General features: G+C 39.4%; 18 protein-coding genes. 13 read left to right on the forward strand and 5 right to left on the reverse strand.

Annotation, left to right across the window (positions count from 1 at the left end):
- Window positions 1-224 precede the first annotated feature (224 nt).
- The gene (locus J655_RS10445) at window positions 225-2,462 is read left to right on the forward strand and encodes an NADP-dependent isocitrate dehydrogenase (RefSeq protein ID WP_002118624.1); all 2,238 of its coding nucleotides are present in this window, start codon (window positions 225-227) and stop codon (window positions 2,460-2,462) included.
- Between the two features lie 113 nt (window positions 2,463-2,575).
- On the opposite strand, the gene J655_RS10450 is transcribed toward J655_RS10445, so the two are convergent.
- On the reverse strand, window positions 2,576-3,364 hold the full coding sequence (locus tag J655_RS10450) for an rRNA large subunit pseudouridine synthase E (RefSeq protein ID WP_032006962.1): 789 nt from the start codon (window positions 3,362-3,364) through the stop codon (window positions 2,576-2,578).
- A 196-nt stretch (window positions 3,365-3,560) separates the two neighbouring features.
- Between J655_RS10450 and icd the strand changes: the two genes are divergently transcribed.
- Window positions 3,561-4,817, forward strand: coding sequence for an NADP-dependent isocitrate dehydrogenase (gene icd, locus J655_RS10455; RefSeq protein WP_032052342.1), 1,257 nt, complete (start codon window positions 3,561-3,563; stop codon window positions 4,815-4,817).
- A 35-nt stretch (window positions 4,818-4,852) separates the two neighbouring features.
- Here icd and J655_RS24485 read toward each other — a convergent pair whose 3' ends face one another.
- Complete coding sequence (locus J655_RS24485; protein WP_017399280.1) at window positions 4,853-4,978, reverse strand: hypothetical protein; 126 nt, start codon at window positions 4,976-4,978, stop codon at window positions 4,853-4,855.
- Window positions 4,975-6,153: a YbfB/YjiJ family MFS transporter gene (locus J655_RS10460; RefSeq protein ID WP_032041975.1), complete on the reverse strand. Its 1,179-nt coding sequence runs from the start codon at window positions 6,151-6,153 to the stop codon at window positions 4,975-4,977. The genes J655_RS24485 and J655_RS10460 overlap by 4 nt, the downstream gene beginning before the upstream one ends.
- 96 nt (window positions 6,154-6,249) lie before the next feature.
- On the opposite strand from J655_RS10460, the gene J655_RS10465 reads away from it, so the two are divergent.
- The 4 genes from J655_RS10465 (at window position 6,250) to J655_RS10480 (ending at window position 12,583) form a co-directional block, all read left to right on the forward strand.
- The gene (locus J655_RS10465) at window positions 6,250-7,131 is read left to right on the forward strand and encodes a LysR family transcriptional regulator (protein ID WP_017399282.1); all 882 of its coding nucleotides are present in this window, start codon (window positions 6,250-6,252) and stop codon (window positions 7,129-7,131) included.
- A 208-nt stretch (window positions 7,132-7,339) separates the two neighbouring features.
- Window positions 7,340-8,734: an L-cystine transporter gene (locus tag J655_RS10470; RefSeq protein ID WP_032052343.1), complete on the forward strand. Its 1,395-nt coding sequence runs from the start codon at window positions 7,340-7,342 to the stop codon at window positions 8,732-8,734.
- Between the two features lie 149 nt (window positions 8,735-8,883).
- On the forward strand, window positions 8,884-9,699 hold the full coding sequence (locus J655_RS10475) for a PhzF family phenazine biosynthesis protein (RefSeq protein ID WP_032006965.1): 816 nt from the start codon (window positions 8,884-8,886) through the stop codon (window positions 9,697-9,699).
- A 121-nt stretch (window positions 9,700-9,820) separates the two neighbouring features.
- Window positions 9,821-12,583, forward strand: a complete 2,763-nt coding sequence (locus J655_RS10480; RefSeq protein WP_032006966.1) for a M16 family metallopeptidase — start codon at window positions 9,821-9,823, stop codon at window positions 12,581-12,583.
- A gap of 61 nt (window positions 12,584-12,644) precedes the next feature.
- Here the strand turns inward: J655_RS10480 and J655_RS10485 are convergent, their stop codons facing one another.
- Window positions 12,645-13,028, reverse strand: coding sequence for a DUF3144 domain-containing protein (locus J655_RS10485; protein WP_002118682.1), 384 nt, complete (start codon window positions 13,026-13,028; stop codon window positions 12,645-12,647).
- 107 nt (window positions 13,029-13,135) lie between these two features.
- On the opposite strand from J655_RS10485, the gene J655_RS10490 reads away from it, so the two are divergent.
- On the forward strand, window positions 13,136-13,768 hold the full coding sequence (locus J655_RS10490; protein WP_032006967.1) for a hypothetical protein: 633 nt from the start codon (window positions 13,136-13,138) through the stop codon (window positions 13,766-13,768).
- A gap of 35 nt (window positions 13,769-13,803) precedes the next feature.
- Here J655_RS10490 and J655_RS25515 read toward each other — a convergent pair whose 3' ends face one another.
- Window positions 13,804-15,267 (reverse strand): CYTH and CHAD domain-containing protein, encoded by a 1,464-nt coding sequence (locus tag J655_RS25515; protein ID WP_032006969.1) that lies wholly within the window; start codon window positions 15,265-15,267, stop codon window positions 13,804-13,806.
- 165 nt (window positions 15,268-15,432) lie between these two features.
- Between J655_RS25515 and J655_RS10500 the strand changes: the two genes are divergently transcribed.
- From J655_RS10500 to rapA, 6 genes are all read left to right on the forward strand, one after another.
- Window positions 15,433-15,816: a DUF962 domain-containing protein gene (locus tag J655_RS10500; RefSeq protein ID WP_075383512.1), complete on the forward strand. Its 384-nt coding sequence runs from the start codon at window positions 15,433-15,435 to the stop codon at window positions 15,814-15,816.
- A 115-nt stretch (window positions 15,817-15,931) separates the two neighbouring features.
- Window positions 15,932-16,543 (forward strand): thiamine phosphate synthase, encoded by a 612-nt coding sequence (gene thiE, locus J655_RS10505; RefSeq protein WP_032052345.1) that lies wholly within the window; start codon window positions 15,932-15,934, stop codon window positions 16,541-16,543.
- A 42-nt stretch (window positions 16,544-16,585) separates the two neighbouring features.
- The gene (gene hemL / locus J655_RS10510) at window positions 16,586-17,884 is read left to right on the forward strand and encodes a glutamate-1-semialdehyde 2,1-aminomutase (RefSeq protein WP_005073243.1); all 1,299 of its coding nucleotides are present in this window, start codon (window positions 16,586-16,588) and stop codon (window positions 17,882-17,884) included.
- A gap of 62 nt (window positions 17,885-17,946) precedes the next feature.
- On the forward strand, window positions 17,947-18,651 hold the full coding sequence (locus tag J655_RS10515; protein ID WP_032052346.1) for an isochorismatase: 705 nt from the start codon (window positions 17,947-17,949) through the stop codon (window positions 18,649-18,651).
- A gap of 132 nt (window positions 18,652-18,783) precedes the next feature.
- Window positions 18,784-19,422: an RluA family pseudouridine synthase gene (locus J655_RS10520; RefSeq protein WP_005307342.1), complete on the forward strand. Its 639-nt coding sequence runs from the start codon at window positions 18,784-18,786 to the stop codon at window positions 19,420-19,422.
- Between the two features lie 144 nt (window positions 19,423-19,566).
- The gene (gene rapA, locus J655_RS10525) at window positions 19,567-22,404 is read left to right on the forward strand and encodes an RNA polymerase-associated protein RapA (protein WP_032052347.1); all 2,838 of its coding nucleotides are present in this window, start codon (window positions 19,567-19,569) and stop codon (window positions 22,402-22,404) included.
- Window positions 22,405-22,415 lie beyond the last annotated feature (11 nt).

Below are 22,415 nucleotides of genomic sequence, written 5' to 3' on the forward strand. Positions count from 1 at the left end.
AAGTAATGATGAATTATGTATTACTTAAAGTTGGGTATAGGAATATTATCAATAGATTTAAATTATGTATTATTTCGCTGCGAAATGTCGTTATCACTGGATATTTCGTTGACTGGAAGACAATGAGAGCCGATACTCTCAGGGTTTTATTTAAGCATATCGGTTCGTAGGCACTGGGCCACAAGCTCGGTCCTCAACACTCAATCAAACGGAAGGGGCTATATATGGCTGGTGAAAAGTCAACTATTATTTACACACTGACTGATGAGGCGCCATTATTGGCGACCTATTCGCTACTGCCGATCATTGAGACCTTTACCAAGCCAGCTGGCATCGAGATTATTAAAAGTGACATCTCTGTAGCTGCACGTGTGCTCGCAGAATTCGCTGATTACCTAAGTGAAGAGCAAAAGGTATCCGACAACCTTGCAGAGCTAGGTCGTCTTACACAAGATCCAGATACAAACATTATCAAACTCCCGAACATTAGTGCGTCTGTTGCGCAATTAACTGCATGTATTAAAGAGCTTCAATCAAAAGGTTATGCAATTCCAGATTATCCGGAAAATCCAACGACTGAAGAAGAAAAATCAATCAAAGCTCGTTATGGTAAGTGCCTTGGTTCAGCAGTAAACCCTGTCCTTCGTGAAGGTAACTCTGACCGCCGTGCTCCAGCAGCAGTTAAAAACTATGCGAAAAAACACCCTCATTCAATGAGCGAGTGGAAACAGTGGTCACAAACCCACGTTTCACATATGGAAGAAGGTGACTTCTACCATGGTGAAAAATCAATGACACTTGATCGCGCGCGTAATGTGAAAATGGAACTTATCACAAATAGTGGTAAGAGCATTGTTCTTAAGCCAAAAGTTGCGCTTCAAGAAGGTGAAATCATTGATTCAATGTTCATGAGCAAGAAAGCACTTTGTGATTTCTATGAAAAAGAACTTGATGATTGTAAAGAAGCGGGAATTTTATTCTCTTTACACGTAAAAGCGACAATGATGAAAGTTTCACACCCGATCGTTTTCGGTCACTGTGTGAAAATCTATTACAAAGAAGCTTTCGAAAAACACGGTAAGTTATTTGACGAATTAGGCATTAACGTTAATAACGGTATGGCTGGGTTGTACGAGAAAATCGAAACTCTTCCAACTTCGTTGCGTGAAGAAATCATTGAAGACTTGCATGCTTGTCAAGAACACCGTCCTGCACTTGCAATGGTTGACTCAGCAAAAGGCATCACAAACTTCCATTCACCAAACGACATCATCGTTGATGCTTCTATGCCAGCAATGATCCGTGCCGGTGGTAAAATGTGGGGTGCTGATGGTAAGCAGTATGATGCTAAAGCTGTTATGCCAGAATCAACATTTGCCCGTATTTACCAAGAAATGATCAACTTCTGTAAGTGGCATGGTAACTTCGATCCGAAGACTATGGGTACAGTACCAAACGTTGGTTTGATGGCTCAAAAAGCTGAAGAATACGGTTCTCACGACAAGACTTTTGAGATTTCAGAAGCTGGTATTGCAAATATTACCGATCTTGACACTGGTGAAGTGTTATTGACTCAAAATGTTGAAGAAGGCGATATCTGGCGTATGTGTCAGGTTAAAGATGCTCCGATTCGTGACTGGGTTAAACTTGCAGTAACTCGTGCACGTAACTCAGGTATGCCTGCAATCTTCTGGCTTGACCCGTACCGCCCACACGAAAACGAATTGATCAAGAAAGTACAAAAGTACTTAAAAGATCATGATACGACTGGTCTTGATATCCAAATCATGTCTCAAGTACGTGCAATGCGTTACACACTTGAGCGCGTAGTACGTGGCCTAGACACGATTTCTGTGACTGGTAACATCTTACGTGACTACTTAACTGACTTGTTCCCAATTATGGAACTTGGTACTTCTGCAAAAATGTTGTCTATCGTTCCGCTAATGGCGGGGGGGGGGATGTACGAAACTGGTGCAGGGGGGTCAGCGCCAAAACACGTACAACAACTTGTTGAAGAAAACCACTTACGTTGGGATTCACTTGGTGAGTTCCTTGCGCTTGCAGTATCTTTAGAAGAAATGGGTATTAAAGAAAATAATGCTCGTGCTAAGTTACTTGCGAAGACACTTGATGAAGCGACTGGTAAATTGCTTGACAATGACAAGTCTCCATCACGTCGTACTGGTGAAATCGATAACCGTGGCAGCCACTTCTACTTGTCACTTTACTGGGCTGAAGCACTTGCTGCTCAGAACGAAGATGCTGAGTTGAAAGCTAAATTTGCTCCTCTTGCTAAAGCTTTAGCTGAAAATGAAGAGAAGATTGTTGCTGAACTTGCTCAAGTACAAGGTAAACCAGCGGACATCGGTGGTTACTACGCAATTGACCCAACTAAAGTAAATGCTGTAATGCGTCCAAGTGCTACATTTAATGCAGCTCTTGCAACAGTTGAGGCTTAATTACTCACTCGTTAGTAAATAGCTTAAGAGCCGGTGCATATGCACCGGTTTTTTATTTCTTAAAAAAAGATATTAAAAAAGCCCACTGATGTGAGCTTTTAAAAGATTAAATCTTATCGACCATTGCGGCCACGACCACGTGGTGCTTTGGTATTTGGGCGAGTTGTACCATTGGTCTTACGACGTGGTTTCTCGCTTTCATCCATTTGCCAAATACGTTTTGTACCAGACTTTTTCGCAGAACCATCTTTGTTCTTGCGAACCATTGGTTTGCCACCAGCACCGCCTGGCTTTTTCACGTATGAACGCGAGCGATAAGGCTGTTCAGCTGGTACATCTTTAAAGTCAGGGTAGAGTAATGGTTCAATTTCTTTTACATCACCCGGTCTTAAGCCAAGTTGAACTAAGTCAATTGAGCCAATTTTAGTACGAATTAAACGTAAAGTTGGAAAACCTACCGCAGAAGTCATACGACGAACTTGGCGGTTACGGCCTTCACAAATTGAAATCTCAATCCAAGATGTTGGAATATTTGCACGGTAACGTACGGGTGGATTGCGTTCCCATAACCATTCAGGTTCACTTACTTTAATGGCTTTTGCAGGAAGCGTCATACCATCATTCAGTTCTACACCTTTACGAAGTTGCTCAAGCGCTTCTTCGGTTACATCGCCATCAACTTGAACTAAATACGTTTTGTATTTTTTATTTGCAGGGTTGGTAATGAACTGATTCAGACCACCATGATCGGTTAAAAAAACTAAACCCTCAGAGTCCATATCAAGACGGCCTGCCAAGCGCAAAGTCGGGTCATCAACAAAGTCAGAGACGGTCATGTGCGCTTCGTCTTTACGAAACTGGGAGAGAACGTCATATGGCTTGTTGAGAATCACAATTTTCATAAAAAATGGCTTCTTCTTTCAAATAACTAGAGAAAACATTGAGCTATATTTAAGTGGGAAATTTGCTTATTTCCCACATAAATCTCAAAAAGAATTAAATTCGATTAAGCTATTATGCGTTAATAAAAGTTGAAAGTATTGTTTATCGATAATTATTTTTAGTTAATTAAGTATTATAAAAGGGAGAATCTACACAATGGGTTATCAGAAGATCGTGGTTCCTGCCGACGGCGACAAAATCAAAGTAAATGCAGACCTATCACTGAACGTACCAAATCATCCAATTATTCCTTTCATTGAAGGCGACGGTATTGGTGTGGATATTACACCAACCATGAAAGCAGTCGTAGATGCTGCGATTTTAAAAGCTTACGGTGGCAAACGCTCAATCGAATGGATGGAAGTGTATTGCGGCGAAAATGCCAATAAAATTTATGGCAACTATATGCCTGAAGAAACTTTTGAAGCACTTCGCGAGTTTGTTGTATCAATCAAAGGTCCTTTAACCACACCAGTAGGTGGAGGTATTCGTTCACTCAACGTTGCATTGCGCCAAGAATTAGATCTATACGTTTGCGTACGTCCAGTGCGTTGGTTTGAAGGCGTTCCATCACCCGTTCAACACCCCGAATTAACCGATATGGTGATTTTTCGTGAAAACTCGGAAGATATCTATGCAGGGATTGAATGGAAAGCTGATTCTGAAGAGGCAAAAAAAGTCATTAAGTTCCTTCAAGAAGAAATGGGTGTCACAAAAATCCGTTTCCCTGAAGGATGTGGCATTGGAATTAAACCTGTATCGAAAGAAGGAACACAGCGTTTAGTCCGTAAAGCCATTCAGTTCGCAATCGAAAATGACAAGCCTTCTGTGACGTTGGTTCACAAGGGCAATATCATGAAATACACCGAAGGCGCATTTAAAGAGTGGGGTTATGAATTGGCTCTAGATCGTTTCGGTGGAGAACTGATTGATGGTGGTCCATGGGTTAAAATTAAAAACCCTAGAACGGGTAAAGACATCATTATCAAAGATGTCATTGCAGACGCATTTTTACAGCAGATTCTCATGCGTCCAGCCGATTACTCTGTGATTGCCACGCTAAATTTAAACGGTGATTATATTTCTGATGCTTTGGCAGCGGAAGTCGGAGGTATTGGTATTGCGCCGGGTGCAAATATTGGTGGTGCTATTGCTGTGTATGAAGCAACGCATGGCACAGCACCTAAATATGCAGGTCAGGATAAAGTAAACCCTGGTTCTATTATTCTTTCTGCGGAAATGATGCTGCGTGATATGGGGTGGACAGAGGCTGCTGATCTGATCATTAAAGGAATTTCTGGAGCAATTGCTGCCAAAACCGTAACTTACGATTTTGAGCGCCTAATGCCGGGTGCAACCTTGTTACGTTGTTCTGAATTTGGTGATGCAATTATTAAACATATGGGAGAGTAATCTTCTATTAAAAAGCCCTCGGTTGAGGGCTTTTTTTATTGCATAAATTCGGGATGTTTCGGAGTTTTAATAAAGCCGATTTTCTTTTGATAACTCTGGTCTAGGGCTTGAATAACAAGAACGAAAGCAACTAGAAATAAAGGAAAGAGCAGAGTTTTCACGATTTGGTTTCTCCGAGAGTTGAGGTGAAAGAAGGGCGTAGGGGAATTAAAAGGCAAACCGCAAAGAGAAGAACGGTTCCACCCAAAAGAAAGAGATGTGCATAAGACCAATGCAAATGATGCAAAGTACTAATGACAACACCACCCAAAAGTTGAGTACTGGCAAAGCCAATGGTGGCAAGGCTCCAAAGCTTTTGATAACGGTGCTCATAAATCTGTAGCAGACTATAAGAACTAATAAATACGGTTGCGGGAGTCAGTAAGCCTGTCAGAAGCGAAGATAAGGCCAGTAAAGATGCGGTATGTGAAAGGAACGGCAAAACAACGGCTAAGCTGTAAATGGTATATAACCATTTAATGGCCTGTAGATATCCGATTAGTCTGCTTAAGCAATAAGCGACAAGTGCACCAATGCAGCTTCCCACTCCATAGAGAACCCAAAATAGATTTCTTTGCTGTAGGGGAAAATGCAGAGTTCCAGATAAATAATCCATCCAAAACAAAGAGTGTGGAATATATGCAAAGGCACTACACATATAGGCAATAATAATGACAAGGCCTAAACGTGATTTTTGTAAGGCTTGTATAGTGGTCGATTGCGGCTTAATAATCTGGGCAGTATTACGACTTAACAATCGATAAAGAGTTAAGCTTCCTAATAGAGAAAGACCCGCGAAAATATTCCAAACATAATGTACGGGCATATTTTTAAGTAGAGGAATAATAATAGTGGCGGATAAAACGCCGACACCAATCCCGCTAAATCCTAAGAAATTAACTTTTAATCTTTGCGTGTTGGGAGTGTATTTCATTGCAAAGCTAGGCGCCAAAATCATAAGTAAGCCGCCAGCAATACCTGAAATCGTACGCCAAAAAATGAACCACACCAAAGGCATATCCATAAATGAACAGCCTAGTAGGCTGAGGCTGCCAGCTATAGCCGACAAGACAATCATGGGTGGGATGTACTTTTCTTTAATACTTAAGAGCGCTAATAAGGCACCAATGAGATATCCCAATAAATTTGCGCTCCCTAAGTAACTGGCAAAATCGTGAGTCCATTGGTATTGCTCGATCATGATGGGCATAAGCGCAGTATAGGAAAATCTAAAAACACCAATTCCCAAACAAGTTGCCAAAAAGACAATTAAGCTCATTCGATAAAACGTAGACATGAGAGGACGCTCAATTTTTTTATTATTAAAAGCGAGTTTTTAAATCTTTAAAAATGATTTAATATGATAGTTATTATCTTGTTTTGAGATAGTGGTATGTTACTTAAGTCTCTAGAGTTTTTTTTAGCTGTTGCAGAGAGTGGAAGTTTTTCCTTGGCTGCACAAAAAATGTATACGGTGCAATCGAATATCACGAGCCATGTGAAAAAACTTGAAGAAGAGTTAGGGGTTATTTTATTCAATCGTAATAACCCTGTGACTTTAACGAATGCCGGACAACAGCTGCATAGTTATGCTGTTCAAATGATTGCTCTACATAATAAAGCGAAAAAAATCTTTCAAGAGGGTGATATTGACCCGAACGAAACCATTCGTTTGGGCAGTATGGAAACGACAGCAGCAATACGTCTACCTCAATTACTCAATCAATGTATGCAGCAATATCCGAATTTGCCGATTGAGCTGCAAACTCACCCGACACGATATTTGTTAAGCGCTGTGCAGCAAGGAGAGGTCGACTGTGCTTTTGTTGCTTCTAAATATTTAATTCCAGAGTTGTATAGTTTACCTGTTTGGCAAGAACAATTGGTTTTGGTTTGTCCGAAACAGCAAACTCACTTTCCAGATGTTGCCAAGCTTGCAAAGACCCGATTTATTGCGTTTCGACAAGGTTGTTCTTATCGTCATGCAATCGAGTTATTTTTAAATGATCACAGTGTTCCGCCTTCACAAATTATGGAAATGGGCAGTCTGGACGGGATTGTAAGCTGTGTGGAATTAGGCGTTGGTTTTGCTTTATTGCCAAAGTCATATCTAAACAAAGTAGTCGAGAAAGTGTCATTAAGTTGTTTTGAACTTAATACTGAATCCGCTCATTTTACTACCTACTTGGTTGCCCAGTCGCCTGAAACATGGGGAAGCAATTTAAAGCAGTTTATTCATTTTATTGAGCAACAATTTGAATTAAATGTTGCTTAGGTTGTGATTGATTTTCATACGTAAATATCCAACTTAATTTATAAATTAAAAGTGATATATATGTATGAAAAAGTCATTTTATATTCTCACAGAGGTTTGTAATCATCTTGATGCTATAAAATTGTGGAAAAGGGTAGTTTATATAGGCTGGCTATGGTCAAATATGCCCCCTTGAAAGATGACACAAGCAATAATTTGGAGTTTGGGAATGAATATACCCTTAATCATCAATATTGTGGTTTTTGTCGGGTTAATATTTTTACTCGCCCAAACACGTAAAACGGACTGGAGCTTATCTAAAAAAGTACTGGCTGGCTTAGTTCTAGGTGTGGGGTTTGGTTTAGGACTACATTTGATTTATGGCGGTGGCCATCCGATTCTTGCTGAATCTATTAGCTGGTTTAATATCGTTGGAAACGGCTATGTAAAACTTTTACAAATGGTCGTGATGCCTTTGGTATTTGTGTCTATTTTGGGAGCGGTTGCAAAATTACACCAAGCCTCATCTTTAGGCAAAATCAGTTTTTATACAATTGGTACTTTACTCTTTACAACACTGATTGCTGCACTGGTAGGGGTATTCGTTACTAATCTATTTGGCTTAACTGCAAAAGGTTTGGTGCAAGGTGCTGCTGAAACTGCACGCTTAACTGCCATTAATACGGACTATGTAGGTAAAGTTACCGATTTAAGTGTACCGCAGTTTATTCTCTCCTTTATTCCAAGTAACCCATTTGCTGAATTAACTGGTGCAAACCCAACTTCAATTATTAGCGTGGTTATTTTCGCCGTCTTTTTAGGTATAGCAGCGCTTAACCTAATGAAGGACGACGCAGAAAAAGGTCAACGTATTCTTACTGCGATTCAGACGTTGCAGTCATGGGTAATGAAGCTCGTTCGTCTCGTGATGACACTTACGCCGTATGGTGTATTTGCGCTTATGACCAAAGTTGTGGCTAGTTCAAATGTCGCAGATATCTTAAATCTAGGCGGGTTCTTGGTGGCGGCTTATTTAGGCTTGGCGATTATGTTTATCGTACATGCCATTATTTTGACGCTTACAGGCGTTTCTCCTCTTAAATTCTTTAAGAAAGTTGCTCCAGTTTTAACGTTCGCATTTACTAGTCGTTCAAGTGCAGCAAGTATTCCACTGAGCATTGAGACGCAAACTCGTCGTTTGGGTGTGCCTGAATCTATTGCAAGTTTCTCTGCTTCTTTTGGGGCGACTATTGGTCAAAATGGTTGTGCAGGTTTGTATCCTGCAATGCTCGCGGTGATGGTTGCACCAACTATGGGTATCAACACCTTAGACCCAATGTGGATTGCATCGTTAGTTGGTATTGTGACTTTAAGTTCAATTGGGGTTGCCGGAGTGGGTGGTGGTGCGACTTTTGCTGCGCTGATTGTTCTTCCTGCAATGGGTTTACCTGTAACATTGGTTGCGCTTCTTATTTCAATTGAACCCCTCATTGATATGGGACGTACTGCATTAAACGTAAATGGTTCAATGACTGCGGGTGTAGTGACGAGTCAATTCATGGGCCAGACTGATAAAGAAATATTAAACAGTGAAGATGAAATTGAATTAACTCAACATCATTAAAGATCAGTAAAAAAACGGCTCTCTATTCTAGATGAGCCGTTTTTTTATATGCATAAATTATTACTGTGATGTTAATTTAAAAAAAACTGTATCTGTTTTTCTTTTAAATAATTTTCGAAAATGAGTCTATTACAAAAGAGAGCACTATCATGAAAATGTATCAAGTCGATGCTTTTACAAAAGAGCTATTTCGTGGAAATCCAGCCGCTGTCGTTGTTGAAAAAGAGTGGTTAGATGTAGATTTAATGCAGAAGATAGCACTTGAAAACAACTTATCTGAAACTGCTTTTGTAAAAATTATAGACTCTGAAAACTATGAAATCCGTTGGTTCACTCCAACGATCGAAGTTGATTTCTGTGGGCATGCCACACTTGCCAGTGCTTTCATATTATTTAAAGATTTTACCGAGAAAAAGACTCTTAATTTTCATGTCAGAAATTTAGGGCTTTTTATTGTTCACCAAGATGAAGACGGTAAAATTAGAATGGATTTTCCAATTCGCAAAGCTCATCAAGTTGAAGATTATCCAGCTCTTTTACGTCAAGCATTAACAAAACCCTTTAAAGCGGTTTATCAAAATGTTCAAGCCTACATTGTTGAGTATGAATCAGTGCAAGACGTGTTAGATGAGCAGCCTGACATGAACTTACTTAAAGCCTTAGGTAAACGGACTGCGATTACCACTGCAGGGATGGATGTTGCAATCACCTCAAAAGCTGATCAACAATATGATTGTGTATCGCGTTATTTTGCACCTGTCGCGGGCATTGAGGAAGATCCAGTTACGGGTTCAATTCATACGGCAATAGCACCATTATGGGCAGAGAAACTCGATAAAAATAATATTATGGCTTATCAGGCTTCTAGCCGTGGAGGCGTTTTATATTGCAATATCCTGAATCAGGAACGTATTGAAGTTTCAGGGTATGGGAAGCTTTATATGCAAGCTGAAATTTTTCCTTAAAATATAAGGCCGTTTAAATAAACGGCTTTTTTTCAAAACTTTACTATGAAAGTCAGCTTAAATTTCCTACTATAGTCCCACAACTATTGATTTTTTATTATTCAAATTAATTGGTATTTATATGTTTATGCAGTTTAAACAACTGACACTCTCCCTATGTATTCTTGGTTTAAGTGCTGCGTCTTGGGCACAAACTACACTAGTAAAAAGTAAGCAAAATATTGAGGAATATAAATTAGATAATGGTTTTCGGATTGTACTTGCGCCGAATGACAAAGAAAATAAAATCTTTATTAATACCATTTATTTAACAGGCTCATTAAATGACCCGCAAGGTAAAAGTGGCTTAGCTCATTTGCTTGAGCACTTGGCTTTTAAGGGGACACAAAATGTTAAAGGGGAAGAGTTCCAGCGTCGTTTAGATCAATATACATTGATGACAAACGCCAGCACCGATTATTATTCAACAAAATATACTAATATCGTTCGTCCAGAAAAAACTGCGCTTGATCAGGTACTGTATCTTGAATCTGAGCGTATGGATAAATTAGTTCTTCAAGAAAAGTTTGTTCCTTCCGAGATTGAAATTGTAAAGCGTGAACGTGAAGTCCGTATGGATCAGCCTTTTGCTGTGCTGATGGATCAAATGTGGAAGTCAGCTTATGGTAACCAATATTTAGGTCGTTTACCGATTGGTGATTTGCCTGAGCTTAAATCTATTAAGATGCCTGAACTGAACCAGTTTTATCGTAGCTGGTATGCACCCAATAATGCGGTTATGGTGATTTCAGGTAAATTTGATAAGACTGATGTCTTAAAAACAATAGATCAATATTTTAGTCCAATTGCGGCAAGAGCGGTTCCTAAAACTGTACAGATTCCTGTGCTTGACTCTACAAAAATGAAAAATCGTCAATTCATAGTGAAAAAGGGGAGCGATCTCGCTAAATTCCATATCTATATGAATGGTAAAAATACCAAAATTCAGCCAACACTCGCTTTAGCACCTTTGTTATATACCATGCAGCCAAGTGGTCATCTATACCAGAATATGGTTGAAACAGGCATTACCACAAATGTTGATGCAAGTACGTGGTTAGACCAAGATTTTAATGTGGTGTTTTTGGGTGCCATTTATTCACCAAGTAATGACCCTAAAAAAGTTGAAAGCTCTCTGCTAGCGGGTATCGAGAAAGGAAAGCCTTTTACTGAGGTTGAATTAAATCGTGTTAAGAGTTTAATGAAAACTCAAGGTGATTTAATTACTAAAGATGCGGTAGCACTTGGGTCACGTTTAAGTGATTACACTGTCGCTGGCGGTCAGTGGGATCAATATTTTAAAGATTTAGATTCAGTAGAAAACGTTAAGTTAGACCAAGTGAATCAAACTTTAAAACAATTCCTTGTGGCTGAGCATCGCATTGACGGTGATATTTTACCAACACCTGAAGATCAGAAAAAAGCTCAACAGCAAAATGCAAAAGAAGCACCTAAAACTCTAGATCAGGTAGAAGCAAAGGCAGAGCCTTTAAAAGATCCAAAGGTGTATCAACAAGAAGTTGCGGAGTTTTTAAAAACTTCTAAGCAATATGTTGAAAGCAATGAGAAAAAGATTATCCGTGGAAAACTGAAAAATGGAATGAAGTACGCTTTATTCCCAGTTGAAACACGTGATGATCGTACTTATGCAACGATTACGATGGACTTTGGAACAGAAAAATCTTTATTTAATAAGGGTACGGTCGTTGATTTAACTTCATATCTATTGCTTCGTGGTTCTGATAAATACAGTTTGCAAGATATTGCCGATAAATCGATTGATGCGGGCGGCGCGGCTTATGCAAGTGCTGACGGCAATGGCATGACCATTAATATTCAGTCTAAATCAGAAAAATTTGATGAGTTTTTCGAGTTTGTTCTTGATGTGATGAAAAATCCGAAATTTGAGCAATCTCAATTTGATTTAATTAAATCGCAAAGTTTATCAAGCCTTGATCGTCCTTATACCGAGCCAGATGTCGTGGCTGGCTTAACACTTTCACGTTTGCTTGAAGAATATCAACCGGGTGATTTGCGTTATCACTTTGAACCTGAACTGGCAAAACAGCAGTTGAAAAATGCAACTCAAGAGCAAGTGAAAGAGTTATATGAGCGTTTCTTTGCAATGAACCATGCTCAAATTGCTATTACAGGCGAATTTGATGCGAAAAAAATGCAAAAATTACTGAATCAGGAATTTGGTCGTTGGAACGGTAAGCAGCCATATCAAAAAATCTTGATTGATCACGTTGATTTTCCAGCACAGCAAGTTCATGTTTTATCTGAACAGCGTGAATTTGGTAGCTACCAAAGTGTGCTTTCAATTCCAGTTGGGAAAAACCATCCAGATGCATCTGCTCTCATTTTAATGAACTATATTTTAGGTGAGTCTCAAATTTCATCACGTTTAGCTCAAGAGCTTCGTGAGAAAAATGCGCTGGTGTATGGTTTTGGAAGTGGGCTACAACTTGACCGTGATACGAATGTAGGGGCCTTAAGCATTAGTGCAAATTATACTTCAGGTCGCTCAGCACAAGTGTCTGCTTCAATACACAAAGTGTTAAATGACTTGGTTAAAAATGGGGTAACTGAGCAAGAGCTTGAAGCTGCTAAAGCAGATATCATGAAGAAACGAGTTACGGCATTAGAAGATGAGCGTAATATTCATGGCATGTTAAATCTACAGCTTGAAACAAACAAAACATTGCAAGACCGAATTCGTCATGATCAAGAGTTAACTAAATTGACTGTTGCTGACGTTAACAGAGTAATTAAGAAGTATATTAAACCTGAACATTTGGTCGAAGTGATGGCTGATCAATATGGTCAGGCCGCAAAGAAATAAAGTCTTCTCGCAAATAAAAAGCCACTCAAATGTGGCTTTTTATTTGGGTCTTTAAATCACATTAATGATCATGTTTGTGCGCGTGAAAATCTTCATTTTTACGGAAACGTAAATAATTTTCGAATTGTTCACAATATTCATCGAAGTTATCTTCAAGCATCATTTGAAATTGCTGAAGAAGGTAAGACATAACCTGATCTTTCGCATCACGCATTTCATTACCATCTTTAAAGTTATTTGCTGCGACCCATGTATTGAAGCGGGCAGTAGCAAATAACATTGCAGCACTCACTTGACCACGTAGCTCAGCTGGATCAACTTTTTTATCTTTTGGCGGGCGACAAAAATCATTAGCCTGTTTAATAAATTCATCCGCACGCTCAAAGAAAACAGCATTTAATGCTTCTTCTTCAGTAATATCTGTTGCATTAATCTTTTGAGACATGACTTATTCCCGCAAAAATAGAGCTGCTTATTATAGGCAAACGCTTGCGGAAACAAAACCTTTGACTTAGTCTGTAAATAGCCTAAGTATTGGTAGGAGAGACTAATATGCAAGATGCAATTGCGATTCAAAGTTTAAAGACAGATATTGCTTTATTACGCCAGCATGTTTTCCCACCCCAATATTTAGAGCATGTTGAAGGGCTACCGATTTATTATGGCTTGCAACAAGAAGTCGAAAATTATTACCGTCAATGGCAGGGCTTAATTGAAAGGGCACAAGAGCTTTTTCAGCCATTTATGGAAGATGAATTACCAGATGTCATTCATCTGCCAAGTCATTTAAATTTACCGCTATTCTTTTTTCACGTAGACCGAATAAGGATTAATAAAACACGCGCAAAAGAATCTAAAACTTTCCGCGGTGTAGCGAGTCTTATTGAAAAATGCGGACAGTTTGAAACAGACCAGATATTTACAATGCAAGAATGGTTGCAAAGCGATGATACCGCGGCTTTGGTTGCTCACCGTGAATTCATTGATTTAAGAACCTATGTGTTTCAACATGGGCAAAGCGAATATACTCGTTCACGGTTTTATACGAATGGGATTGTGCTAGGGGTTGAGCCGCATTTTAAATTGGTCGATGCTCGGGATAAGCCAAGAAAGCAACGTAGTGATAGTTATAGTGATCCGTTAGCAGATAACGGTGTGTGGAAAGTATTTGGTAAATACCGATAAAAAGTCGCTGCACGTTTACAGCGACTTTTTATAAATTACCAGAAAGTTTCAGCCTGACTAAAAGTCTGTAAAGCTTTTGCTGAGCGCTTTTGTAATTGTGGCTGTTTGGCTTTGACCCAACCTAGAGCAAACCAAAAAGACGGATCTTGTTCAACCACATTGTTAAAAATACCTTCTGCAATAAACAAATCGTTATATTGACCTAGGGTATTTTGCACAGGTTGTAGCTGTTTTAAATATTGCTGTACTTTTTTATTTGGATAAAGACTAGAAATAAACTCAACACAATAACGTAACTGCTTAGCTTGCTTTCTTATTTTGTGTTGTTCAGTCACTTCAAGCTCAGAGAAGTGTTCAGCATTACTAATCACTTTATGATGTAACTTATCTAAACTCTTTTTAATATGTTTTTTTAAGCTGCCTTTTGGGGACTTGGAATCTTCTTCTGAATAAGCAAATGCTAATAAATTGAGTAACAGCTTAATCGTATCCGCAGAGGTAAAGATTATTGAGAGCTCTTTTGAGGGCTGGGCTGAAACTGGTAGTAAAAGCTCAGGTGATCCATGTTGTTGAATAATAGGTAACACTTCGGTGCGAATAGCATCTTCATCACGAGTATCTCCAAGTTTACGGAAAAGCTCAGCAATTTGTTCTTCCCAAACAGGATTTAGCTCGCCTGACCAACCTGTAAAATGCTTAAGGGCACTACGTAAACGACGTAGACTCACACGTGCTTGGTGAATATGCTCAGCTTCAGCAACGCCATCGGCAATTACAGCCATATTTGGTAAAAATTGTTCTAAACAGATTTCGACAATCTTTTTGAGAGCCTGTTGAGCAGTAATATCTTTATTTAGTTTCAGAGCTTTGGCATGAACAGCAGGTGAGGCAGCTTGTCCTAGTGCTAATAAGTTGCCACGTTCGGCTTTACTTCTTACATCAAGCCAAAGTGCGTAACGATTAATCCATTGCTGCGTAAACTGAATTAGCGTTTTCACAGCCCCTTGTTTGAGTTCAAATTCGACTTCGCAAATTACACTTTGTGCATCTGCTGTTTTTACGACACCATCATCTAAGCAAACTTCAATCGCTGTATTATCTGCTTCAAACACATGGTAGGTACGATGTACATCAGTCTCAAACTGCAAACTTAATTTTTCAGCTTCTGTTCCTAAAGCCGTATTAATTAAATCAGTTACCACTTTATTATCTTGATATAACTCAAGGTTTAAGTCAGGTTCTTGGTCACACACACCTAAATGAATTTCTTCTTCAACACGGTGGAGATGGCTTTGACCTGCGGCTTTAAATGTTTGTACCCATTGATCATCTTCTTTACGTAAACGTAAGGCCATACCGTTTTTTGCAAGTAATCGATCAGGAGTATCGTAATACTTTGCCTGTAAGTGAATGTTCTTTGCTTTGTGTTTTTTTAAGTATTGCTGGACAGTTTTTTTCTTCGATTCAGGTAACTGAAACTTTAGTTCGACTTCGACCATAATATATCTCCCTGAATCAGGTATTTAGACTATCTTGAATAAGTATAATAGCTTAGCTCTAAAAATAATGGTTTTGATAGAGAAAGTTACAATCAAACATATGACGCTACACTTTTATTTAGGTGTACAATCAGGTGACGTTTTGATCAAATAAAAATCAGGAAGATGATCGTGAATGCACCAATAAACTTTAGCCATGAAGCTCAGCCAGAGTTTGAATTGCCGATTAAAAACTATCAGGAATTTTATCGTTTTTATTTAACTGAACACCGTAACATCATGAGCAGACGTTTGCATGTGGTGGGCAGTAGCATTGGTCTATACTTTTTTTCAAAAGCAGTCCGTAAGAAGCAAGCCAAATATGTACTCTATGGTTTGGTAGCGGGTTATGCAAATGCTTGGGTTGGACATTTTGTGTTTGAAAAAAATAAGCCTGCCAGTTTTAAACAGCCTTTCTATAGCTTTATTTCTGATTGGCGAATGTTGTCTGACGTTGCGACTGGTCGCTTAAGTTTGATTGACCGTAAGCACGATAAAATTCCCAGCTAATATTTATTTCTATTCTAAATATACCGATTGGTACTGGTAAGCCTATATCAATCGGTACTTATGATGTCCTATAAATCCGTTATACTAGCCAAGTTTTTTAAAGCGAGAGTAGAGTATGCGCGGTTTATATCTCATTACCAACGATGACCCAATCCAACTATTATTAGAAAAACTAGATGCCGCACTCGCAACTCGTCAGGTCGCAATTTTACAGTACCGTCGTAAGAAAGTAGAAAAAGTCGACCAGCCTGCTGAAGTTGAACAGATCAAACTTTTATGTGAAAAATATCAAGTTCCTTTTGTGATTAATGATGACCTAAAACTGGCCGCTCAGTTTGGATTAGGTGTGCATTTAGGTCAAAGTGACGGTGAAATTACCGATGCAAAATTGCAATTACCAGAAGGCGTCATTATTGGTCGTACTTGTCTGAATTCTTTAGAGCTTGCACAAAAAGCAATTGCAGATGGCGCGACTTATATTGCATTTGGTGCAGTCTATGCGACCTCTACAAAACCTGAAGCAGGTAATGTGGGGATCGAAGTAATTAAGCAAGCAGCAGCCCAATATGATGTACCAATTTGTGCGATTGGTGGTTTAACTGTTGAAAACTCAAAACCTGTGATTGAGGCTGGGGCTGACCTCTGTGCAGTCATTAGTGATATATTAGGCCGATCAACTGCTGAAATTCCTGCCCGTGTACAGGCCTGGGCACAATTATTTTCTTAAGCTTTCAAAATTATTTTTTAGATATTTAAGACGAGCATTTCCATGAGTTTATCTCCAAAGCAAGAACAGTTATTTAAACAAGCCAGCAAACACATTCCAGGTGGTGTGAACTCTCCGGTACGTGCCTTTAATGGCGTTGGAGGAACACCGGTTTTCATTGAGAAAGCCAAAGGTGCTTATTTATGGGATGTCGATGGTAAGCGTTATGTTGACTATGTTGGTTCTTGGGGGCCAATGATTTTGGGTCATGCTCATCCAGAGATTATTAAGGCTGTACAAACAGCAGCAGAAGATGGCTTAAGTTTTGGTGCACCAACCGTACACGAAACAACACTGGCAGATATTATCTGTGAAATCATGCCATCCATTGAATTGGTGCGTATGACTAACTCGGGTACAGAAGCGACCATGACGGCTATTCGTTTAGCGCGTGGTTATACTGGCCGTGACAAAATTGTGAAGTTTGAAGGTTGTTACCATGGCCACTCTGACTCACTTTTAGTAAAAGCAGGTTCGGGCTTACTTACTTTAGGTGAGGGTGAACCGACTTCGAAAGGTGTTCCTGTTGATTTTGCTAAACACACTTTAACACTACCTTACAACGATATTGCAGCATTAAAAGAATGCTTTGCTAAGTTCGGCCATGAAATTGCGGGCGTTATTATTGAACCAGTCGCGGGCAACATGAATATGGTGAAACCAATTGACGGTTTCTTACAAGCCATTCGTGATATTTGTGATGAATATAAATCTGTATTCATTATTGATGAAGTGATGACAGGTTTCCGTGTTGCTTTAGGTGGTGCGCAATCGGTTTATAACGTTAAACCTGATTTAACGACTTTAGGTAAAATTATTGGTGCAGGTCTACCAGTTGGTGCATTTGGTGGTAAGCGTGAAATCATGGAATGTATCGCACCTTTAGGCGGTGTATACCAAGCCGGTACATTATCTGGTAACCCACTTGCTATGCGTGCTGGTATTGAAATGTTTAAACATTTACGCCAACCTGACTTTTACAGCAAATTATCTGCTCAACTTGAAAAGCTACTTGTAGGCTTACAAGCTGCAGCTGATGAAGCGGGTATTCCATTTAAGACTCAGCAAGCTGGCGCAATGTTCGGTCTTTACTTTACTGACCAAGAAGATATTACAAGCTTTGACTCAATGTTGGCATGTGATATTGAAGCTTTCAAAAAGTTCTTCCATGGCATGTTAAAGCGTGGGGTAAACTTGGCACCTTCAGCATTTGAAGCAGGCTTTATTTCATCTGCACATTCTGATGAAGATATTGAATTTACCATTCAGGCTGCAAAAGAAACATTCGCTGAAATGAAGTAAGCAAAAAAGCCCGTGTTAAACGGGCTTTTTAATTTGAGCTATTTTTATATTTGTAGAGAACAATGTTTTATCCCTTACCTCGAAAAATCCAATTAGCTGCAAGTACTTCAAATTGGTCAATTGAGTCAGCGCAAAGTATTTTGCTCATGGTTGGGCTCAATGAGCTTAAACTACGACCAGATTGGTCTGAGCAACCATTGGCGAATCATTTGGAATTGTTGATTAAGCGCGCTCAATCACTTGAAATTTCAATTATTTTTATTGAGACATCTCAGCTTCAACAAACCATGTTGGAGCTTGGTCAGCGTTTGTCATCAAATACTAAAGCCCAAGTTATGATGGCAGGTGATTTGTCGCCTCTGTTTAAACAAGTCATGCAGCTTGTTTTATCGATTACAGATCAGGTCAGTGTTGTAAATGATGCGATCTTGGCGGCTAATCTAGAGCAGCATATCCAATGGGTTGAAAAGATCAGTTTTGACCATATAAAACATTTAAATACGCAGAGCTTAATGCGGTTATGGTCTTTAAGTACGCCGTCCTCTTATATCTTGTCAGATAAAGGAATCTTATTGGCAATTGCTGAACATGTGGGGCGACATCCTATGGAGATCCATCCTGAAATTGATTTAAGAAACTACGGACTAGATCAGTCTGCTGTGAATTATTTGGTCGATCTATGGCGTGCAAATGGTGCGAGCTTAAGTGCTGAAGAGATAATGCAAGCACCGACATTGCAACATATTATGCAGTTATTGAAGCCTTGACTGACTATAGACCTCAAGTGATCCATAATATTTGCAAATTCTGCTGTTAATTTACCCGAACGGCATTGTAATTCGGACGTAAGCTTTTTATTATTGCCCGCTTGTTTTTCATCTTACCTTGGGAATACAACTTTGAGTGATTTTCTAAGTGAACATCTGATCTATCGTGATGATGATTTTATGGTGATTCATAAACCTTCGGACATCTTGAGTGTTCCTGGTAAGGGTGATTTACATGATAGCGTTTTGACAAGGTTGGTTGCAATTGAACCTAAAACTTTGCTCATTCATCGTCTAGACCGAGATACTTCAGGTATTTTAGTATTTGGTTTATCGAAGCGCGGTCAAAGTGCAATTGCACGTCAATTTCAAGATCGTCAGACTTCAAAAATATATGAAGCGCTTGTCGCAGGTCATTTAGAGGGTGAGGGGACTGTAGATATTCCTGTCATCTATGACCCAAGCCGACCACCTTTACATATTGTCGACGCTTCTCACAATAAGCCTGCTTTAACACATTGGCAGGCAATAGAACATTTTCAGATTCAGGGACAGCCTGTAACTCGTGTCAAATTAACACCAATTACGGGCCGATCTCATCAACTCCGTGTACACATGCAATATCTTGGGCATCCAATTGTAGGTGACACGCTGTATGCAACACCGGAGCAGCAACTTGTTCCGCGTTTATGTTTGCATGCCAAACAGTTAAGTTTTAATCATCCTGTCACAGCAGAAACATTAACTTTTGACTGTCCTGTACCGTTTTAATGTAAAAATTTTAATGCGTGATTTTTTGTAGCAAAGCAATTTAATTGGTTTTTGCTTCAAAATTTTGCTTTAAAGACTACATAAAAAGATGCAAAAATAAGCTAATTTGCATCGTACAATATGTAGTGCGAACTTGAGAGAAAGGTGGAAAAATTGCAGCAGTATGCTATTGGTCAACGTTGGCTATCAGACACAGAAACTGAGCTCGGTTTAGGTGTTCTTATTGATGTAGATGAAAGATCTGTCAGCATTTTATTCCCCAAAAGTGATGAGACACGTGTATATGCACGTAATAATGCTCCACTATCTCGTATCATCTTCAATACGAATGATGAAGTTCAAGATCAAGAAGGCCAAAAGTGGATCGTTGAGTCTGTTGAAGACCGTCATGGCGTTTTGCGTTACAACGTTGTTCGTACTTTAGAAAATGGCGAGCAAGAGCGTAAAGCGCTTAATGAAACACGTATTGGTGCGCAAATTCAATTATCTAAACCTTTAGATCGTTTGCTTGCAAGTCAAGTTGACTATAAAGAGTGGTATGACTTGCGTATTGAAGCGATGTTGATGCAAGCACAAATGCAGACCAGTCCTCTACGTGGGATGGTCGGTGCACGTGTTGGCCTGATCCCTCATCAGCTTTATATCGCACATGAAGTTGGTAAACGTTTTGCACCTCGTGTTTTACTTGCCGATGAAGTTGGTTTAGGTAAAACAATTGAAGCTGGTTTAATTATCCACCAACAGCTTAAAACTGGTCGTTCAGAACGTATTCTGATTTTAGTCCCTGATTCTCTTCAGTATCAGTGGATGATTGAAATGCGTCGCCGTTTTAACTTGCAATTCTCTCTGTTTGATTTAACGCGTACCGCATCTATTAAAGAACATGATCCAGAGCTTAACCCGTTCTTGACTGAGCAATGCATTATTGCCAGCGTTGACTTAATGGTTGACCATGATGATTTGCGTAAAAAAGCCATAGAAGCTGGTTTTGATTTGCTCGTCGTCGATGAAGCACATCATTTGATGTGGAGCGAAGAAGAAGGCGGTAATGATCGCTACGATTTAATTGAAGAGCTCGCTGAAAATACAGCAGGGGTACTATTACTCACTGCAACACCTGAACAATTAGGTGTAGAAAGTCATTTCGCACGTTTACGTTTACTTGATCCACAGCGTTTTAGTAGTTTAGAGCGCTTCTTAGATGAAGAGACTCAGTACCAGCAGACTGCAAAAATTGCTGAAGTGCTCATGTCGGATCAAGCTCTAACACCAGAGCATTTATCTGCTTTAGAAGGTTTGTTAGGTCACAGCATTGAAGATCAGCCTGACCAACGCTTTAGAGCAATTCACGAATTATTAGACCGTCACGGTACTGGACGTATTTTATTCCGTAATACACGTGAAGCCATTCAGGGCTTCCCAGGTCGTGATTGTCAACCAGCACCATTACCAGCACCAGAAGATTGGTCAAAAGATGGCAAACTGCGTGAGCAGATGTGGCCTGAAGAAGCACAAATTGATGGTTCATGGATGCAAAATGATCCGCGTGTGCCATGGTTAATGGAAATTTTACGCAAAGATCTTAAGCATAAAAAAGTGCTTTTAATTGCGCGTAGCGGACCAGTAGTTGAATCTTTAGAAAATGTGTTGCGTTTGCATGCAGGCATTCGTACGGCAATGTTCCATGAAGGCATGAGCTTACTTGAGCGTGACCAAGCTGCTGCTTATTTTGCTGAAGAAAGCTATGGCGCTCAGATTCTATTGTGTTCGGAAATTGGTTCGGAAGGCCGTAATTTCCAATTCGCCAGTGATCTAATTTTATTTGATCTACCAGCTAACCCAGATGTTTTAGAGCAACGTATTGGACGTCTAGACCGTATTGGTCAAGAAAACCGTATCCAAATTCATGTGCCATACCTTGTGGGAACAGCTCAAGAGCGTATGTTCCGTTGGTATAACGAAGCACTAAATATTTTCAGCAATATTTCTCCGACAGCGCAAACGCTGCAAGAGAATTTTATTGTTGAATTAAAAGATTGTTTACTTGCAGACCAAGGTCAAACATTTGAAGATTTGCTTGAAGAGGTGAATGTTCAACGTCAAGCCTTAGAAGCTGAACTTCAAGCTGGCCGAGATCGTTTACTTGAATATAATTCATGTCGTCCTATTGTGGCACAAGAAATTGTTCAAGCTCTTGAAGACTATGACGACAATACTACGCTACCAATGTTTGTGAAGCGTTTCATGTCATCAACCAATATCGATTTTGATGAGCAAAGTAATGGTACGGTGATTATTAAACCGACCGACCAAATGCAAGTGCAAGGTTTGGCATTAGACGAAGAAGGTATGACCGCAACGTTCTATCGCGATCAAGCTCAGCTTCGTGAAGATGCTCAGTATTTAACTTTAGAGCACCCATTCATTGAAAGTGTTATGGAAATGATCCGTACACAATCATTTGGTAGTACCAATGTTGCTGTACTCAAATCTAATGCTTTAAAGCAGGGTTCAGTATTAATTGAAGTCTGGTTTAAAGTGGATGTTGTTGCACCTAAATCTTTGAACTTGCCATCAAGCTTACCTAAGCAGCTTATCCGTGTATTGTTAAGTGAAAATGGACAGGATTTATCTGAAAAGATTGATCCAACAATTTTAAAACCATATTTACATCATTTAGATGGCAATAGCTGCCGCCAAGTAGTTAAAGCTCGCCGTGATATCATTGAGCAGCGCTATAAACAAGCGTTAGAAATTGCGAAAGTTGATTTACCGCAGCTTCAGCAACAAGCAAAAGAACATTATGGCAATAAATGGCAATATGAAATTGACCGTTTAACTTATCTAAAACAGTTCAACCCAAGTATTCGTCAAGACGAAATTGAGCGTTTACAGAAACTGCAAAAAGAAGGCTTGAGCTTACTTGATGGTTTAACTGTTACACCAGAAGCAATTCAAGTGTTAGTTGTGGTTAAGCCGTAACTTACCCACAA

This window comes from Acinetobacter sp. 1294243 (genome assembly GCF_000588015.1).
Classification (GTDB): Bacteria; Pseudomonadota; Gammaproteobacteria; order Pseudomonadales; family Moraxellaceae; genus Acinetobacter; species Acinetobacter pittii.

Coding starts and splice junctions, on each gene's coding strand:
- J655_RS10445 (WP_002118624.1), top strand. CDS start 225: ATGGCTGGTGAAAAGTCAACTATTATTTACACACTGACTGATGAGGCG.
- J655_RS10450 (WP_032006962.1), bottom strand. CDS start 3,364: ATGAAAATTGTGATTCTCAACAAGCCATATGACGTTCTCTCCCAGTTT.
- icd (WP_032052342.1), top strand. CDS start 3,561: ATGGGTTATCAGAAGATCGTGGTTCCTGCCGACGGCGACAAAATCAAA.
- J655_RS10460 (WP_032041975.1), bottom strand. CDS start 6,153: ATGTCTACGTTTTATCGAATGAGCTTAATTGTCTTTTTGGCAACTTGT.
- J655_RS10465 (WP_017399282.1), top strand. CDS start 6,250: ATGTTACTTAAGTCTCTAGAGTTTTTTTTAGCTGTTGCAGAGAGTGGA.
- J655_RS10470 (WP_032052343.1), top strand. CDS start 7,340: ATGAATATACCCTTAATCATCAATATTGTGGTTTTTGTCGGGTTAATA.
- J655_RS10475 (WP_032006965.1), top strand. CDS start 8,884: ATGAAAATGTATCAAGTCGATGCTTTTACAAAAGAGCTATTTCGTGGA.
- J655_RS10480 (WP_032006966.1), top strand. CDS start 9,821: ATGTTTATGCAGTTTAAACAACTGACACTCTCCCTATGTATTCTTGGT.
- J655_RS10485 (WP_002118682.1), bottom strand. CDS start 13,028: ATGTCTCAAAAGATTAATGCAACAGATATTACTGAAGAAGAAGCATTA.
- J655_RS10490 (WP_032006967.1), top strand. CDS start 13,136: ATGCAAGATGCAATTGCGATTCAAAGTTTAAAGACAGATATTGCTTTA.
- J655_RS25515 (WP_032006969.1), bottom strand. CDS start 15,267: ATGGTCGAAGTCGAACTAAAGTTTCAGTTACCTGAATCGAAGAAAAAA.
- J655_RS10500 (WP_075383512.1), top strand. CDS start 15,433: ATGATCGTGAATGCACCAATAAACTTTAGCCATGAAGCTCAGCCAGAG.
- thiE (WP_032052345.1), top strand. CDS start 15,932: ATGCGCGGTTTATATCTCATTACCAACGATGACCCAATCCAACTATTA.
- hemL (WP_005073243.1), top strand. CDS start 16,586: ATGAGTTTATCTCCAAAGCAAGAACAGTTATTTAAACAAGCCAGCAAA.
- J655_RS10515 (WP_032052346.1), top strand. CDS start 17,947: ATGTTTTATCCCTTACCTCGAAAAATCCAATTAGCTGCAAGTACTTCA.